Source organism: Rahnella inusitata (assembly GCF_965118895.1).
Lineage (GTDB): Bacteria > Pseudomonadota > Gammaproteobacteria > Enterobacterales > Enterobacteriaceae > Rahnella > Rahnella inusitata_A.
This window is the reverse complement of the sequence record NZ_CBCPJJ010000008.1, coordinates 162,390-178,799: the sequence shown is the minus strand read 5'-3', so window position 1 is coordinate 178,799 and position 16,410 is coordinate 162,390. Positions and strand designations below refer to the sequence as shown.

Here is a 16,410-nt window from a genome sequence, read left to right as displayed (position 1 = left end):
TGTGAATTGCGTCGCGAACATGGATACGCAAACGCCGCCAAACATGATGTTATGGCGGCCAGTGATGTAAGGCTTCCACGAGTCTGCGGACAGGCGCGCGACCGGTACAGCCAGCGTTAAGGTTCGCCTTCTCCTACGCCAAACCTCCCCCGTTACTGGCAATCACCTTCTTATACCACCAGAACGATTTCTTCCTTTTTCTTTCCAGCGTGCCGTTGCCGCTGTCGTCACGATCGACATAAACGAAGCCGTAGCGTTTGCTCATTTCGCCGGTGGAAGCCGACACCAGATCGATGCAACCCCATGAGGTGTAGCCGATGACCGGAATACCGTCGGTGATGGCTTCGCCCATGGCATGAATGTGTTCGCGCAGGTAGCTGATACGGTAATCGTCATTGATTTCGCCCTGTGCGTTAATCTCGTCTTTTGCGCCGAGGCCGTTTTCCACCAGGAACAGCGGTTTCTGGTAACGGTCATACATCATATTCATGGTGATGCGCAGGCCGAGTGGATCGATGCCCCAGCCCCATTCACTGGCTTCGATGTGCGGGTTTTTCAGTGATTTAACGATGTTGGCCGCGCTGCTGTTGTTGTCGTTCATGTCCGCCGAGGCACAGCGGGAGGCGTAATAGCTGAATGACACAAAGTCGACGGTGTTTTTGAGGATCTGGTCGTCGCCCGCTTCTTGGGCAATGACGATACCTTTCTCGGCAAAGACGCGTTTTGTATAAGACGGGTACGCGCCGCGCGCCTGTACGTCGATGAAAAACAGATTTTCGCGGTCTTTTTGCAGCGCTGCCCAGACATCTTCCGGTTTGCAGGTGCGCGGATAGAAATTACCGCCGGCTAACATACAACCGACCTGATTATCAGGGTTCACTTCATGGGCGATTTTGGTGGCCAGTGCGCTGGCGACAAGTTCGTGATGCGCGGCCTGATATTTGACCTGCTCCTGATCCTCACCCTCTTCGAATACCAGACCCGCGCCGGAGAACGGGCTGTGCAACAAAATGTTAATTTCATTGAAGGTCAGCCAGTATTTCACTAAGCCGTCGAACGCTTCAAAACAGGTGCGCGCATAGCGGGCGAAAAACTCGACCATTTTACGGTTGCGCCATGAACCGTATTCAATCACCAGATGCATCGGTACGTCGAAATGACACAGCGTCACCAGCGGTTCGATGCCGTATTTTTTACATTCGGCAAACACGTCGCGGTAAAACGCGATGCCTTCAGCGTTCGGCGTCAGCTCGTCACCGTTCGGATACAGGCGGCTCCAGGCAATCGAGGTTCTGAACACCGTGAACCCCATTTCGGCCATCAGCGCGATGTCTTCTTTATAACGGTGGTAAAAATCAATTGCCTGATGGCTCGGGTAGAACTCATCTTCTTTGAGCTGAAAACGCTTTTCCTGCCCGGTTTTCACCGCCAGACGGTGCGCGCCGTGCGGGATCATGTCCACCGTCGTCAGGCCCTTTCCGCCTTCAAAACTGGCACCTTCGGCCTGATTGGCGGCAATCGCGCCGCCCCATAAGAAACCGTCAGGAAATGGTGATGCTGCCATGAGAAAGTCCTCTTCTGTCTTCAATGTGTTTTTACTGCACTTTGCGCAGCGGCAAAGGGTGTGGAAATCGTGGCATCTTCGGCCTGGTCTTCTTTCGACTGCGGCGTTTCGACCGGAATATCTTCAAAACCCAGCAGCAGCGTGGTGAAGAAAGAAATCACAATCGCCAGAATCATCACGCCAAATACCCAAACGATGCTCATCGGATTCGACGGGTCGAAGAACTGCACGCTGGTGAACAGCCCCGGCGATGCCATCGAATGGCTGGCAAGCCCGCCAAGACCGGCGACGCCACCGCAGATAAATCCGCTGATGAGACAGGCTATCAGCGGGCGTTTAAGGCGCAGCGCCACACCGTACAGTGCCGGTTCTGAAATCCCGGCAATGATTGCCGACGCCGCGGCGGCCAGGGCAGTCTGGCGCAGTTCGGGATTTTTGGTGCGCCACGCCACCGCCAGCGAGGAACCGCCGAGCGACAGATTTGCCCCAATTTCCGATGGCATCACCATGCCCTCTTTGCCGGTTTCGGCAATGGTCTGAATGATGGTTGGCGTAAACACGCGGTGCATGCCGGTCATCACCAGCAGCGGCCATGCCGCGCCCATGATGGCAACCGAGAGCCAGCCGAGATAGCTGTGGACGGTATACACCACCGCCGAAATGCCGGTGCCGATCCAGATGCCCAGCGGGCCGATAATCACAATCGCGATCGGTGCGGCAATCAGCATGATCAGCATCGGTTTGAGGAAGTTTTTAGTCACCACCGGCGTAATGCGATCGACCCATTTTTCGATGTAGGACAGCAGCCACGTCATGCACAGCGCAGGAATAACGGTGTAGGTATATTTCACCGCCGTAATGGAAATGCCGATGAACTCAACTTTTTGCCCCTGTGCAGCTTTGGCCATCAGATCGATAAATGCCGGATGCAGCAGTACCCCGGCGATCGCAATCGCCAGCGACATATTGGTTTTGAATTTGACCGCCGCCGAGGCCGCGACCATCACCGGCAGGAAGAAGAACGCGCCGTCACCGATGGTATTGAGGATCACCAGCGTTGATGCGCCCTTTTCGAAGACGCCGGTCATATCGAGCATCATTGCCAGCAGTTTGACCATTGAACCGCCGATGATCGCCGGGATCAGCGGGGACATAGTGCCGATCAGCGCGTCGAGAATGCCCGCGCCGATACGTCGTAACGTGAGTTTGCTTTTAACCGGCGCACCGCTGGCCCCAGAGAGCCCTTCCGGCAACAGTTTAAGGACTTCGGCGTAGGCGTGTGACACGTTATTGCCGACGATCACCTGACACTGTTGCTCATTGCGCACCACGCCCATCACACCGGTGATGGCTTTGAGTTTTTCGCCGTCAACCAGGGAGGCGTCGTTGAGAACAAAACGCAGACGCGTCATGCAGTGCGTAACCGCTGCGACGTTCCCTGCGCCGCCGATAGCACTGATAATCGACTGCGACATTGCTGCAAAATTCTTAGACATGAGGGTAACTCTCTCAGATTCATAGGGTTATGAACGATGCTGTTTGCGAAAAATTGGCCTTAACGCGTTTTTAAGTGTGTTTCTGAAACGATAGGTAACCGGTTACATACGAGAATGTGCAGATCTGACGGCGACTTCAATAAAAAGTGACAACCCTGTTTCATTTTTGTGATGACGATCTCCATGAGAAGGCATGGCATGGCGAAATCCGCGAAAATCCGCAGAAATGTGTAGAATGACGCAACATTTTTTCTCTTTCAGGTGTGCCTGATGTCGACAATGCAGGAAGTGGCGTCCAGAGCAGGCGTCTCCAAAGCCACGGTGTCCCGCGTGCTTTCCGGGAAAGGCTATGTGAGCCAGGAAACGAAAGATCAGGTGTTCAGGGCCATTGAAGAAACCGGCTATCGCCCGAATTTACTGGCGCGCAATCTGGCGACCAGTAAATCTATGTGTATCGGACTGGTGGTGACCAATACGCTGTACAACGGCAATTATTTCAGTGAGTTAATCTCACAGGCAGCCAAAAAACTGGATGCCAACGGGCGTCAACTGATCCTGGTGGATGGCAAAAACAGCGCCGCTGAAGAGCAGGAAGCGATTGAGTTTTTGCATGATTTACGCTGCGACGGGATCATTATTTATCCGCGCTTTTTATCGGTCGATGAAATGGATTTGATCATCGATAAATATAAAAAGCCGGTGATGGTGGTGAACCGTAAATTGAGAAAACATCAGAGCCACTGTATTTATTGTGATCATAAAGGATCGAGTTATCAGGCAACGCAGGCACTGATCGCACGCGGTCATCAGGATATTGCTTTTATAACCGGTTCGATGGATTCCCCGACGGCTATTGAACGCCTGTCTGGCTACAAAGACGCGTTAACCGCCGCCGGTCTGCCGGTGCGGGAATCCCTGATTGTGCAGGGGAAATGGTCTCCGGCCAGCGGGGCGGCCGCTGTCAGTGTTCTGCTGGGCGGAGATCACGCGTTCAGCGCCATCGTCGTCAGTAACGATGAAATGGCGATCGGCGCGATGAAGCAACTCAGCGACGCCGGAATTAAAGTGCCTGATGCGGTTTCGGTGATCGGGTTTGATAATATTCCGACCGCGCCGTTTTTAATTCCCGCGCTCTCCAGCGTAAAAGATCCGGTGAGTGATATGGTCAGTGAAGTGATAAATCAGATTATTTCGATGCTCGACGGCGGGTATTTATCAGAAAAGAATCCATTTACCTCTGACCTTATTTTGCGGGATTCGGTGGCTCACGGCCCTTTTTATTCCCACAATAAAAACCACGCCTGATCCGGTCAACGTACGCCTGGGTAAATAGCCGCACACCGTTGCGGCTTTGTCATTTTTGCACGCCGGTCCCCCTCTCTTCTTCCGCAGAAAATCCTTAAGCTTTTTGTGCCATCACATTAAAGCTCCTGAGGCAGTTGCCGATAACCATTACGCCTATTTAAATCCAAAAGTAGAATTTAACTTAAGGCCGATCTTTTTGCTAAAAATGCTTAATTTTAAGCACGTTAGAGGCAAAATTTGACGAACCAAAAATTATCTTATGCTAACGTTTCATCACACATCACAGCAAAAATGCGTCGGGAACAGACGCACTATTCAGCCGGACTCTGATTTGGGAGGACCCCGCACAGAGGCGGCCAGCTAGCAGGCAAATTAAAATGAACGAAGATTCTGACGTACTGTATCGGTTGCTGGTTCAACGCGTTGAAGATTACGCAATTTATATGCTGAAACCTGATGGCACCGTGGCGAACTGGAATGCCGGTGCGCAGCGAGCCAAAGGTTATGCGCCTGAGGAAGTGGTCGGGAAACATTTCTCCTGTTTTTACACTGAAGAAGATAAAAAAAATGGCTGGCCGCAGCACGGGCTGGAAACGGCGCGTGAAACCGGCCGTTATGAATCTGAAGGCTGGCGTCAGCGCAAAGATGGCTCGCGTTTTTGGGCGCACGTCATCATCGAAGCGCTGCGCGAAGCCGGTCAGATCATCGGGTTTGCCAAAATAACCCGTGACGTCACCGAGCGTCGTGAAAACGAACAGGCGCTGATGTACGCCAAAGATCTGGCCGAATCTAACAGCGAGCAGCTCTCCGCCCTCACCCAGTTTCTCAATACGGTGATCGCCAATATTCCATCGTCGGTAATCGTCGAAAATGCGGTATCGCGGGAGATCCTGCTGGTGAATCGTCAGGCCGAGCGTCTGCTGGGGATTTCGCGCAAAGAAATGCTCGGTAAGCGACCACAGGACTGCATGGGTGTTGGCCTGAGTTCCTTTATCAATAAGCAGTCGGACGAATGTCTGCGCGCCGAAGGCGTGCATAAAAGTGAGCAGCAGTTGCTGACCGCCATCGGTGACCGCACGCTGCAAACCACCAGTTCGGTGATCCGCGGGCACGATCCGCAAACCAGCTACGTAATGATGATTGCCGATGACGTGACGGATCAGCACGCGGCGCACGCGCGCATTCATCACATGGCGCATCACGACAATCTGACCAGCCTGCCCAATCGTATTCTGTTCAGTCAGCGACTGAGCGAAGCCTTGCAGCAAGACCGGTACACCCGCACGCATACCGCCACGCTGTGTCTGGATCTCGACAACTTCAAAAACGTCAACGATGCGCTCGGCCATCAGGTCGGCGACGAGTTGCTGCGCGCGATTGCCAAGCGTCTGCGCATGACGCTGCGTGATGACGATACCCTGGCGCGCATTGGCGGTGATGAGTTCGCCGTGGTGCTGCCGGGGCTGAAAGATATCGCCGCCGCGCATCAGATCTCAAAACGCCTGATCGAATCCGTGCGTCCGCCGGTGATGGTCGACGGCCATTCGCTGTCGGTCGGCCTGAGCATCGGCATTGCGCTGGCGGATTCACCGGATAACACGCCGGATCAGCTGCTGCGCTGCGCAGACATGGCGCTGTACGAGGCCAAACGCAACGGCCGCAACCGCTATGAAGATTTTCGCATTGAAATGGATGCTGCCGCGCGTAAACGCCGTGTGGTGGAACTGGATTTACGCGATGCAATCACCTGCAATCAGCTGCGCCTCTACTATCAGCCAATCACTGATGCCAAACATGATGCAGTGATCGGTTATGAAGCGCTGATGCGCTGGCACCATCCGCAAAACGGTTTGATCATGCCGATCGATTTCATTCCCATTGCCGAAGAAACAGGGTTGATCCACAGTCTGGGATCGTTCGCGCTGCACGAAGCCTGTCGCGAAGCGACCACCTGGGCGGGAAACCAGACCGTTGCGGTGAACCTCTCGCCGATCCAGTTCAAAAACAGCGGCCTGGTTTCCGTAGTTGAATCCGCACTGGCCGCGTCAGGGCTGGCACCGGAAAGGCTGGAAGTGGAAATCACCGAATCGGTATTACTCGATAACACGCTGGGCAACGTCGGCACGTTGCGTAAACTCAAGGCGCTCGGCGTGCGCATCGCGCTGGATGATTTTGGCACCGGCTATTCATCGCTGAGCTATCTGCGGTCGTTCCCGTTCGACAAAATCAAAATTGACCGGTCGTTTATCAATGATATGCAAGACAGCCCGGAAGCGCTGGCGATTATCCGCGCCATCACCGGTATGAGCCGCAGTCTGGCTATTCAGACCACCGCCGAAGGCGTGGAAACTGACGAGCAGTTCCGGCGTCTGAAAGAAGAAGGGTGTTCATTGTTTCAGGGGTATTTTTTTGGACGGCCTCAGCCCTCAGAATCCCGCCTGCTTGGCTTTGCACCTGTCTGATGTTATCCAGTAGACCAGAAATCGGTAAGACCCGATCGGGGAATAAAGGGGTGTTTTGCGGTTTACTTCAGGCGATTAGCCTTTCTTAAATCACGTACTGCTCCCTGATAAAACGAAAGAAGCCCGCTTAACGGTTTACGCTAAGCGGGCTTTTGGCGTTTAGAACCGCATCAGATCATGGGTAAGTTGAGCCCGTTGCGCTCTGCGCACGCTGCCGCCTGTTCATAGCCGGCATCGGCGTGACGCATTACGCCGGTCGCCGGATCGTTCCACAATACCCTTGCCAGACGGGCATCCGCTTCTTTTGTGCCATCCGCCACAATCACCATGCCCGCATGCTGTGAAAAGCCCATGCCGACGCCGCCGCCGTGATGCAGGCTGACCCAGGTCGCGCCGCCTGCGGTGTTAAGCAAAGCATTGAGCAGCGGCCAGTCGGAAACCGCGTCGGAACCGTCTTTCATCGCTTCAGTTTCACGGTTCGGCGAGGCAACGGAGCCTGTGTCCAGATGGTCGCGGCCAATCACTACCGGCGCTTTCAGCTCGCCGTTGCGCACCATTTCGTTGAACGCCAGCCCGGCGATGTGGCGCTCGCCCAGGCCCAGCCAGCAGATACGCGCCGGTAATCCCTGAAACGCAATACGCTCACGCGCCATGTCCAGCCAGTTGATCAGATTGGCGTTATCCGGGAACAGCTCTTTCAGTTTGGCGTCGGTTTTGTAGATATCTTCCGGGTCGCCGGACAGTGCCACCCAGCGGAACGGGCCTTTGCCTTCGCAGAAGAGCGGACGGATATACGCCGGAACAAACCCCGGGAAATCGAAGGCATTCGTCACGCCTTCATCTTTCGCCACCTGGCGGATATTGTTGCCGTAATCGACGGTCGGGATGCCCATGGCGTGGAAATCAAGCATCGCCAGCACGTGTTTGGCCATCGAGGCTTTGGCCGCTTTGATCACCGATTGCGGGTCAGACTGACGCGCCGTCTGCCATTGTTCTACGCTCCAGCCTTCCGGCAGATAGCCGTTCAGCGGGTCGTGCGCGGACGTCTGGTCGGTGACGATATCCGGGCGCAGGCCGCCTTCTTTGGCACGCGCCACCAGCTGCGGCATCAGTTCGGCCGCATTACCCAGCAGGCCAACGGAAATCGCTTTTTTCCCGGCGCAGGCTTTCTCGATCAACGCCAGCGCTTCATCAATGCTGTGGGCTTTATGGTCGAGATATCGGGTGCGTATACGAAAATCAATGCGCGACTCCTGACATTCAATCGCCAGCACACAGGCTCCGGCCAGCACTCCGGCCAGCGGCTGCGCGCCGCCCATGCCGCCCAGACCGGCGGTCAAAATCCACTTACCGCGCAGATCGCTGTTGTAATGCTGACGCCCCGCTTCGGCGAAGGTTTCGTATGTGCCCTGCACGATGCCCTGCGCACCGATGTAGATCCACGAACCGGCGGTCATCTGGCCGTACATCATCAGCCCAGCTTTATCCAGCTCGTGGAAATGTTCCCAGTTCGCCCAGTGCGGCACCAGATTGGAGTTGGCAATCAGCACCCGTGGTGCGTCGGTATGAGTGCGAAATACGCCGACCGGTTTGCCGGACTGCACCAGCAGCGTTTCGTCTTCGCGCAGCGCGCGCAGGCTGGTGAGAATGGCTTCAAACGCCGGCCAGTTGCGTGCCGCTTTGCCTATTCCGCCGTACACCACCAGATCGTTCGGGCGCTCGGCGACGTCCGGATCGAGATTGTTTTGCAGCATGCGGTATGCCGCTTCGATCAGCCAGTTCTGGCAACTGAGCTCTGTGCCGTGCGGGGCACGAACAACGCGTGCAACGGCAGTTTTTTGTGGAGCGTTCATTTTCGGTTCCTTTATCGGGTCAGGAGAATCAGGCAAAACTCGGCAACAGCGCTTCAACCGCCGCTGGCCAGCGTTCACGGGTGGCCCACAGGCGCATCATTTCAACGTCCGGTGCCATCAGGCGGTCATGTTCAAGGAACGGCACATCGGCACGGATGGCTTTCAGCTCGTTTTCCAGCACCCGCGAACTTTGCAGCGGACGGTGGAAATCAATACCCTGCGCGGCAGCCATCACCTCAATGCCCACCACGACGCTGGTGTTAAAGCACATGTCGCCCAGACGACGTGCGGCGTAGGTCGCCATCGAGACGTGATCTTCCTGATTAGCGGAGGTCGGCAGGCTGTCCACGCTGCCCGGATGCGCAAGGGATTTGTTCTCAGAGGCCAGCGCGGCGGCGGTCACCTGCGCAATCATAAAGCCGGAGTTGACCCCACCGTCGTTGACCAGGAACGGCGGCAGGCCGGAAAGCCCGGTATCGAGCAGCAATGCCATGCGCCGCTCGGAGATCGCGCCGATTTCGGCAATCGCCAGGGCGAGGATATCGGCGGCAAAGGCCACCGGTTCAGCATGGAAATTGCCACCGGAAATCACATCCCCGTTTTCGGCGAACACCAGTGGATTATCGGATGCCGCATTGGCTTCGATGCGTAAAATACGGGCAGCGTGATGAAGATTATCCAGACACGCGCCCATGACTTGCGGCACGCAGCGGATGGAATACGGATCCTGCACGCGGCCGCAGTTGGAATGTGACGTGACAATGTCACTGCCTGCCAGCAATTCTGTTACCGCCGCCGCCACGGCGATTTGCCCGACCTGACCGCGTGCCTGATGTATGCGCGCATCCAGCGGTTTTACTGACCCTTTAATAGCTTCCAGGGACAGCGCACCCGCCACCAAACCTGCCGCAAAAACGCGTTCCGCTTCAAACAATCCGGACAACGCCAGCGAAGTTGAGACCTGCGTGCCGTTGAGCAGCGCCAGCCCTTCTTTCGGCCCCAGCTCAAACGGCGCAAGCCCGACGGTTTTCAGCCCTTCTACCGCCGACACTTTCTCACCCTTAACCGTCACCTGACCTTCACCGATCAGCATCAGGGAAAGATGCGCCAGCGGTGCTAAATCGCCGGACGCGCCCACGGATCCTTTCTCAGGAATACATGGATAAACACCGGCGTTGAACAAGGCAATCAGCGCGTCGATCACTTCAATGCGGATACCGGAATGCCCGCGCGAGAGGCTCAGCACCTTGGTGGCCATCACCAGACGCACCACGTTATCCGCCAGATCCTTGCCAATGCCGACGCTGTGCGACAGCACCAGATTACGCTGCAATTCCGCCAGCCTTTCCGCCGGAATGCGCGTTTGCGCCAGCTTGCCGAAGCCGGTATTGATGCCGTAAACCACCTTGCCAGATTCGACGATGCGCGTGACCGTTTCCTGAGAAGCCTGAACGTCTGCCCGCGCGCTCTCTGCCAGCGCAAGGCGGACGTTACCCTGATAAATCTGGCGCAACGTCGGTAAATCAACCTGACCCGGTTGCAGAGGGCAAAGGGTTATTTCTGGTGATGAAGAAGCCATAATCTATTCCTGTATAGACAAGTTAAGCTAAACGAAAACCCGCACCAGAACACAGTCTGTCGGGCTGTTCTTCGCAACGATTAATCCGTAATGATTGAGGCCCAAAGCAGCAGGCCGTCAGGGTGTTCTGTGCTGACGATAACCGGGTTTATCTGCGCCGTTGCCGTCCAGTAAAATCCATCGCCCTGCCCGATTTGCGCGCCGTCCGGCAGATGCCAGTCACCGTTAAGGACGTAAATCACGCCGCCGTTTTCAGGTAAAACCGCCAGCGTATCGCGGGCGGCAATCACCCGTGCAAGGCAAGCACTACGGCGGGTCATGATGTTGAAATCGGTGGTCACGCCGCCGAGCAGCCGGGCGCTCACCGCCTGTTCGCCGCGAAAAGCAAAAGGTTCAGCCGCGCGGCTGAGGGAATGGCTGACGTCCGGTGCGGCCAGCAAATGAACGCCTGCACCGCTGAGTAACGTGATCGAACGGTCAATGCCGGGGAATAAGGAAAATGGGGCGTCCTGCGCGATGGTCGCGATGCTGGCACGCCAGTCAAAATCCGCGCTTCCTGCCGGAAAGCTGATGATTTCGCGGGTTTCGCCGCCGCCGTTACGCCACGGGCTGACCGGCAGGCTCGCAAAGCTGAATGGCTGCCAGCCGGTCATGCGTCACGCTCCGCCAGTTGGTTCAGCACCTTGAGGAAATCCGCCGCAGCGGTCTGTTGCTGTGTATGCTGACCTTCGACAATGCGCGCGATACCGCCGACATAGACATCGCGGATTTGCCCACTGTTACCGGCAAACAACCAGCGGTTAAGAATTTCGCTGTTTTTGGCCGCCGCCAGATAGGGATCGCTGCCGTCGAGTACCAGCCAGTCGGCGCGATAGCCCACGGCCAGCGTGCCGATCGCCGCACCGCATGCCTGCGCACCGCCCTGTAAGGCGTGGGAATAGAGCACGTCGCCGACGGAATGCTGGTTCTGATGCGGCAGCGTCAGGCGGTTGCGGCGCTGATCGCGCAGACGCTGACCGTATTCGAACCAGCGCAGCTCTTCCACTACGTTGAGCGAAATGTGGCTGTCGGAGCCAATGCCCCAGCGGCCGTTGTGAGCCAGGTATTCCACGCCGGGGAAAATGCCGTCGCCTAAGTTAGCTTCCGTCGTCGGACATAATCCCGCCACCGCACCGCTTTTCGCCATGCTGGCTAATTCAAAACGGTCGGTGTGCGTGGCGTGGATCAGGCACCAGCGGCTATCAATATCCAGATGGTCATACAGCCAGGTGACTGGCCGCTGTCCGCTCCAGCCGAGGCAATCGTTCACCTCTTTTTGCTGTTCGGCGATGTGGATGTGTACCGGGGAATTTTTGTCGCCCGCCGCCAGCACCTCACGCATTTGTGTCAGAGTCACGGCGCGCAGCGAGTGGAAGCACAGACCGGCGTTTTGCAACGGTTTGCCGCCAGTCTGCTGACGGATCGTATCCTGCTGTTGCAGGTAGCTGTCCACTTCCTGAATAAAGCGTCTTTGCCCGCCCTGCGCCGGTTGCGCGCCAAATCCGGCGTAGCTGTACAGCACCGGCAACAGTGTCAGGCCGATGCCCGCCTGCTCCGCCGCCGCGCTCAGCTGTGCGGTCATTTCGCCGCGATCGGCATAAGGCTTCCCGCTGAGGTCGTTATGCAGATAGTGGAATTCGGCAACCTGTGTATAGCCGCCTTTGAGCATTTCGATATACAGCTGGCGGGCGATGACGCCGGTCTGATCAGGCGTCAGGCGTTGCACCATGCGATACATCAGGTCGCGCCACGTCCAGAAGCTGTCCTGCGGATCTCCGGCGACTTCCGCCAGCCCGGCCATCACCCGCTGAAAAGCGTGCGAATGCAGATTCGGCATGCCCGGCACCACCGGTCCTGAAAGCGTGGTGCAGCCCTGCGGATGGCTACCCGGCGTCACCGCCGTCAGCATTCCGGCGGCGTCAACCTCCAGACGAACATCGTGCGCCCAGCCGTCGGCAAGTAAGGCGCGTGAAGCAAAATAAGCAGCCATGACATCGTTCCTGAATCAACATGGGGAAACATAAATGCAATTTTTGATAAACAAACGCTACTGTTTTAATCAACTTGTCTATACATATACATATGCCTGATTGCGCTGTAAACTTGCAACAGGAATTTTTTTGATTTTTGTTTCCCCCGTCCTCTTTTCGTTTGCCTGCCCGTGGTGGACACTACGGGGCTGTGAACGGAAAACAATTCAGCAAGATCAACGAGCGAGGTACGAGACATGTCGGAGCCGACACCACTTTTTCATTCTGGTGCAGCGCAACAGGGAGTGTCCCAGCAGACATTGTCCGAACTGGCGGCCGCAATGAGCGACACCCCCGCCCCTATTTATCAGCGTGTGAAACAGGCGATCGTCAGCCAGATCCGCGCGGGCGTATGGAAACCGCATCAGCGCGTACCTTCCGAGAGTGAGCTGACCAACGAGCTGGGCGTCAGCCGCATGACCATCAACCGCGCACTGCGTGAGCTGACCAGCGAAGGTTTTCTGATCCGCATGCAGGGCGTCGGCACCTTCGTGGCCGAAGCCAAGGCCTATACCCCGATGCTGGAAGTGCACAACATCGCCGATGAAATCGCCGCGCGCGGCCATCAGCACGACAGCAAAATTCTGCTGTGCGAAGCCCGGCTGGCGGATGCCGCACAGGCGCAGCAGATGGACGTCGCCCTCGGGCAAATCCTGTTTTATTCGCAAATCGTGCATTACGAAAATCATGTGCCGGTACAGATTGAAGAGCGTTTTGTGAATCCGGAAATGGCTCCCGATTATCTGGAAGAAGTGCTGAATAAGCAGTCGCCTTATACCTATCTGATGACCATCGCGCCGCTGACTGCCGGTGAGCATCGCGTGGAAGCCGTCAGCGCCAGCGACGAGCAGCGCGAACTGTTGCAGCTTAGCGAGCATGAGCCTTGTCTGCTGATCCACCGCCGTACCTGGAGCGGCAGCCGCGTGGTCACGTCGGCGCGGCTGATCTACGCCGGTTCCCGTTATCAGCTGTTCGGACGCTTCACCAGTCACGGTTGAGACGCTTTTCGCTTGCCGGTTTTCGGGTTATGCGCTAGGTTGACTTTAGTTGTCTATACAAGATCAACCTTGTCCGGAGCCCGTCATGCCCTTAACGCTGTCCACGCATTTCTCTTCTGAACCCTCCTCGCAATGTGACAGCGTCTGGCGCGGCGCCACGCTGGTCACCATGCGGGACGGGAAATACAACCTGATCGAAAACGGCGCGATTGCCGTCAGCGGCGGCCAGATCCTGTGGGTCGGCGCTGACGCTGACTGCCCGAATTACCCGAACGCCATCGAACATCAATTCGACGGCGGGATCATCACGCCGGGGCTGGTCGATTGCCACACGCATCTGGTATTTGGCGGGAATCGCAGCGCCGAATTTGAACAGCGGCTGAACGGCGTGAGTTACGCAGAGATTGCCGCAGCGGGCGGCGGCATTTTATCAACGGTCAACGCCACACGCGCCGCCAGCGAGGATGAACTGCTGGCGCAGGCGTTAGTCCGCCTGCAACCGCTGCTGGCCGAAGGCGTCACCTGCGTGGAGATTAAATCGGGCTACGGCCTGAGCGTGGAAAGCGAAATCAAAATGCTGCGGGTGATCCGCAGGCTTGGCCATATGCTGCCGGTCGAGGTGAAATCCACCTGCCTCGCCGCCCATGCGCTGCCGCCTGAATTCAAAGACCGGCCGGATGAATATATTCAGCTAATTTGTGACACCCTGCTGCCGGTGGTTGCACAGGAAAATCTCGCCGACGCCGTGGATGCCTTTTGTGAACACCTGGCGTTTTCGCCAGAGCAGGTGGAACGCGTCTTCAATGCCGCAAAATCGCTCGGCCTGCCGGTAAAACTTCACGCCGAACAACTCTCTTCCCTGCACGGCAGTGCGCTGGCCGCACGCCATCATGCCCTGTCTGCCGATCATCTGGAATACGCCACCGAAGACGATGCCAAAGCAATGGCCACCGGGGGTACCGTCGCGGTATTACTGCCCGGCGCCTACTATCTGCTGCGCGAAACGCAGCGCCCGCCGGTGGAATATTTTCGCACTCACGGCGTACCGATGGCGCTGGCCAGTGATGCCAATCCGGGAACCTCTCCGGCGCTTTCTCTGCGCTTAATGCTGAATATGGGCTGTACGCTGTTTCGACTGACGCCGGAAGAGGCGCTGGCCGGTGTGACCTGCCACGGCGCGCGGGCACTGGGTTTGCAGGATTCTCACGGCTCGCTGGAAGCGGGCAAGGTCGCCGATTTTATTCACTGGCCGCTGTCGCGCCCGGCTGAACTGGTTTACTGGCTGGGCGGACAGCTGCCCTGCACCGTTATTTTTCGTGGTCACCTGCGTGGAGAAGTTCGTTTATGAGCCTTTCAGCTAATTCTGTTATCGCCGAACCGCTACATTTCATCCGGGGAACCGCCCCGTTGCTGATCAGCATTCCGCACGCCGGAACGCACCTGACGCCGGAAGTCGCCAGCGGGCTGACCGATGCCGCGCTGCCGCTTTCTGACACCGACTGGCATATTCCGCAGTTGTATGATTTTGCCCGTGCGCTCGGGGCCAGCATTCTGGTCGGGCAATATTCCCGCTTTGTGATTGATCTCAATCGTCCGGCCGACGACACCCCGCTTTATGCCACTGCCACCACTGGCCTGTTCCCGGATACGTTATTTGATGGCCGCCCGACCTTCAGAGCCGGGATGGAGCCGACCGTGGCGCAGCGCCAGCAGTATCTGGCGCAAATCTGGCAGCCGTATCACCACACTATTGCGTCAGAACTGGCGAGGATGAAACAGGAGTTTGGCTACGCGCTGCTGTTTGATGCTCATTCTATTGCCTCACAAATCCCGCGTCTGTTCGATGGCAAACTGCCGGATCTGAATCTCGGCACCAACGGCGGCGCAAGCTGTTCGCCCGGTTTAAGCGGCGTGGTGGAAGGCGTTTGCCTGCAACAATCGCGCTTCAGCCACGTGCTGAACGGCCGTTTCAAAGGTGGCTACATTACCCGCGAATACGGTCAGCCGGATGTGCATCAGCACGCGGTTCAGCTGGAGCTGGCGCAGGTCAATTACATGGAAGAGATCGAACCGTTCGCCTATGACGACGCTAAAGCCACTGAATTACAGGGCGTTCTGAAACCGCTGCTGGCCGGGATGCTGGCGTGGGGCGAACAGCAATATAAGAAATAAAACAGTGTACGAATGATCCGGTGCAGGTTCCCCGCCTGCACCGCCAAATTTCTACATTCACTTTCTACCTTCACAAACCTGTCATGTCACCGTCACACATTCTCTTTAGGCTCAGCAGCACTAATAAGTCCCAAAGAGGATAGTACCGTCATGAACATTCCAGCTTTAAACGGCGGGGATGCGCCACCGCGCATTGCTTCGCCTCCCGCTATCGCAGTCCATCAGGTGTCCCATTTCTTCGGGAGCACACCGGTACTCAATCACGTCAATCTGACCGTGCCCAAAGGCACGATCCTCGCCCTGCTCGGCCCCTCGGGCTGCGGCAAAAGCACGCTGCTGAAAATGCTCGCTGGTTTACTGCACCCGGCCTCCGGGCAGTTAAGCTTCGACGGCGAAATCGTCGCCAGCGGCACCTTCAGTCTGCCACCGGAGCGGCGCAATCTCGGCATGGCCTTTCAGGATTACGCGCTGTGGCCGCACATGAGCGTGCGGCAGAACGTCGCGTTTCCGCTGCAAATGCGCGGAGTTCGTGGCGCACTTCAGCAGGAAAAAGTGATGGCTGCGCTAGATCGCGTCGGGCTGGCCGATTTCGCTTCACGACGCCCTTCCGAGCTTTCCGGTGGTCAGCAACAGCGCGTGGCACTGGCGCGGGCGATTGTCGCTGAGCCGCGCATTCTGCTGTTCGACGAACCGCTCTCCAATCTTGACCGCGATCTGCGCGAAAGCCTGTGTGAAGAGATGGCAACGCTTTTACGCCAGCTCGGCACCACGGCGGTGTACGTCACCCACGACCGGCACGAAGCCCGCGCACTGGCGCACCGTATTGCACGCATGGACCAGGGCGCGATCGCCAGTATTGACCTGAATGATGCTTCCGTTGTTTCCCCTTTTGTTGCTTAACCTCTGATGGAA

The 16,410-nt window shown here is 56.9% G+C and carries 12 protein-coding genes; 6 read left to right on the top strand and 6 right to left on the bottom strand.

What is annotated here, in order from left to right; translation table 11 throughout:
• Positions 1–133: 133 nt before the first annotated feature.
• Positions 134–1,564, bottom strand: a complete 1,431-nt coding sequence (locus ACMHLI_RS06745) for a 6-phospho-beta-glucosidase (protein WP_413528779.1) — start codon at positions 1,562–1,564, stop codon at positions 134–136.
• Positions 1,565–1,584: 20 nt separating this feature from the next.
• Positions 1,585–3,060 (bottom strand): PTS cellobiose/arbutin/salicin transporter subunit IIBC, encoded by a 1,476-nt coding sequence (gene ascF, locus ACMHLI_RS06740; RefSeq protein WP_413528778.1) that lies wholly within the window; start codon positions 3,058–3,060, stop codon positions 1,585–1,587.
• A 270-nt stretch (positions 3,061–3,330) separates the two neighbouring features.
• Between ascF and ACMHLI_RS06735 the strand changes: the two genes are divergently transcribed.
• On the top strand, positions 3,331–4,365 hold the full coding sequence (locus tag ACMHLI_RS06735) for a LacI family DNA-binding transcriptional regulator (RefSeq protein ID WP_413528777.1): 1,035 nt from the start codon (positions 3,331–3,333) through the stop codon (positions 4,363–4,365).
• A gap of 377 nt (positions 4,366–4,742) precedes the next feature.
• Positions 4,743–6,827 (top strand): putative bifunctional diguanylate cyclase/phosphodiesterase, encoded by a 2,085-nt coding sequence (locus ACMHLI_RS06730; RefSeq protein WP_413528776.1) that lies wholly within the window; start codon positions 4,743–4,745, stop codon positions 6,825–6,827.
• 170 nt (positions 6,828–6,997) lie between these two features.
• Here the strand turns inward: ACMHLI_RS06730 and hutU are convergent, their stop codons facing one another.
• The 4 genes from hutU to ACMHLI_RS06710 all read right to left on the bottom strand — a co-directional run bounded on the left by hutU (position 6,998) and on the right by ACMHLI_RS06710 (position 12,288).
• Positions 6,998–8,680 (bottom strand): urocanate hydratase, encoded by a 1,683-nt coding sequence (gene hutU / locus ACMHLI_RS06725; RefSeq protein WP_413528775.1) that lies wholly within the window; start codon positions 8,678–8,680, stop codon positions 6,998–7,000.
• Between the two features lie 28 nt (positions 8,681–8,708).
• On the bottom strand, positions 8,709–10,259 hold the full coding sequence (gene hutH / locus ACMHLI_RS06720) for a histidine ammonia-lyase (protein WP_413528774.1): 1,551 nt from the start codon (positions 10,257–10,259) through the stop codon (positions 8,709–8,711).
• An 80-nt stretch (positions 10,260–10,339) separates the two neighbouring features.
• Positions 10,340–10,912, bottom strand: a complete 573-nt coding sequence (locus ACMHLI_RS06715; RefSeq protein WP_413528773.1) for a HutD family protein — start codon at positions 10,910–10,912, stop codon at positions 10,340–10,342.
• Positions 10,909–12,288, bottom strand: a complete 1,380-nt coding sequence (locus tag ACMHLI_RS06710) for a formimidoylglutamate deiminase (RefSeq protein WP_413528772.1) — start codon at positions 12,286–12,288, stop codon at positions 10,909–10,911. Before ACMHLI_RS06710 ends, ACMHLI_RS06715 begins: the two co-directional genes overlap by 4 nt.
• Before the next feature lie 237 nt (positions 12,289–12,525).
• Between ACMHLI_RS06710 and hutC the strand changes: the two genes are divergently transcribed.
• The 4 genes from hutC to ACMHLI_RS06690 all read left to right on the top strand — a co-directional run bounded on the left by hutC (position 12,526) and on the right by ACMHLI_RS06690 (position 16,398).
• A complete protein-coding gene (gene hutC, locus ACMHLI_RS06705) occupies positions 12,526–13,326 on the top strand; it encodes a histidine utilization repressor (RefSeq protein ID WP_413528771.1) in 801 nt (266 codons plus the stop codon).
• 85 nt (positions 13,327–13,411) lie between these two features.
• Positions 13,412–14,674 carry an imidazolonepropionase gene (gene hutI / locus ACMHLI_RS06700; RefSeq protein ID WP_413528770.1) on the top strand — a complete coding sequence of 421 codons (1,263 nt, stop codon included), beginning with the start codon at positions 13,412–13,414 and terminating at the stop codon, positions 14,672–14,674.
• On the top strand, positions 14,671–15,498 hold the full coding sequence (hutG, locus tag ACMHLI_RS06695) for an N-formylglutamate deformylase (protein ID WP_413528769.1): 828 nt from the start codon (positions 14,671–14,673) through the stop codon (positions 15,496–15,498). The genes hutI and hutG overlap by 4 nt, the downstream gene beginning before the upstream one ends.
• 150 nt (positions 15,499–15,648) lie before the next feature.
• Positions 15,649–16,398 (top strand): ABC transporter ATP-binding protein, encoded by a 750-nt coding sequence (locus ACMHLI_RS06690; protein ID WP_413528768.1) that lies wholly within the window; start codon positions 15,649–15,651, stop codon positions 16,396–16,398.
• Positions 16,399–16,410: the final 12 nt, after the last annotated feature.

Coding starts and splice junctions, on each gene's coding strand:
- ACMHLI_RS06745 (WP_413528779.1), bottom strand. CDS start 1,564: ATGGCAGCATCACCATTTCCTGACGGTTTCTTATGGGGCGGCGCGATT.
- ascF (WP_413528778.1), bottom strand. CDS start 3,060: ATGTCTAAGAATTTTGCAGCAATGTCGCAGTCGATTATCAGTGCTATC.
- ACMHLI_RS06735 (WP_413528777.1), top strand. CDS start 3,331: ATGTCGACAATGCAGGAAGTGGCGTCCAGAGCAGGCGTCTCCAAAGCC.
- ACMHLI_RS06730 (WP_413528776.1), top strand. CDS start 4,743: ATGAACGAAGATTCTGACGTACTGTATCGGTTGCTGGTTCAACGCGTT.
- hutU (WP_413528775.1), bottom strand. CDS start 8,680: ATGAACGCTCCACAAAAAACTGCCGTTGCACGCGTTGTTCGTGCCCCG.
- hutH (WP_413528774.1), bottom strand. CDS start 10,259: ATGGCTTCTTCATCACCAGAAATAACCCTTTGCCCTCTGCAACCGGGT.
- ACMHLI_RS06715 (WP_413528773.1), bottom strand. CDS start 10,912: ATGACCGGCTGGCAGCCATTCAGCTTTGCGAGCCTGCCGGTCAGCCCG.
- ACMHLI_RS06710 (WP_413528772.1), bottom strand. CDS start 12,288: ATGGCTGCTTATTTTGCTTCACGCGCCTTACTTGCCGACGGCTGGGCG.
- hutC (WP_413528771.1), top strand. CDS start 12,526: ATGTCGGAGCCGACACCACTTTTTCATTCTGGTGCAGCGCAACAGGGA.
- hutI (WP_413528770.1), top strand. CDS start 13,412: ATGCCCTTAACGCTGTCCACGCATTTCTCTTCTGAACCCTCCTCGCAA.
- hutG (WP_413528769.1), top strand. CDS start 14,671: ATGAGCCTTTCAGCTAATTCTGTTATCGCCGAACCGCTACATTTCATC.
- ACMHLI_RS06690 (WP_413528768.1), top strand. CDS start 15,649: ATGAACATTCCAGCTTTAAACGGCGGGGATGCGCCACCGCGCATTGCT.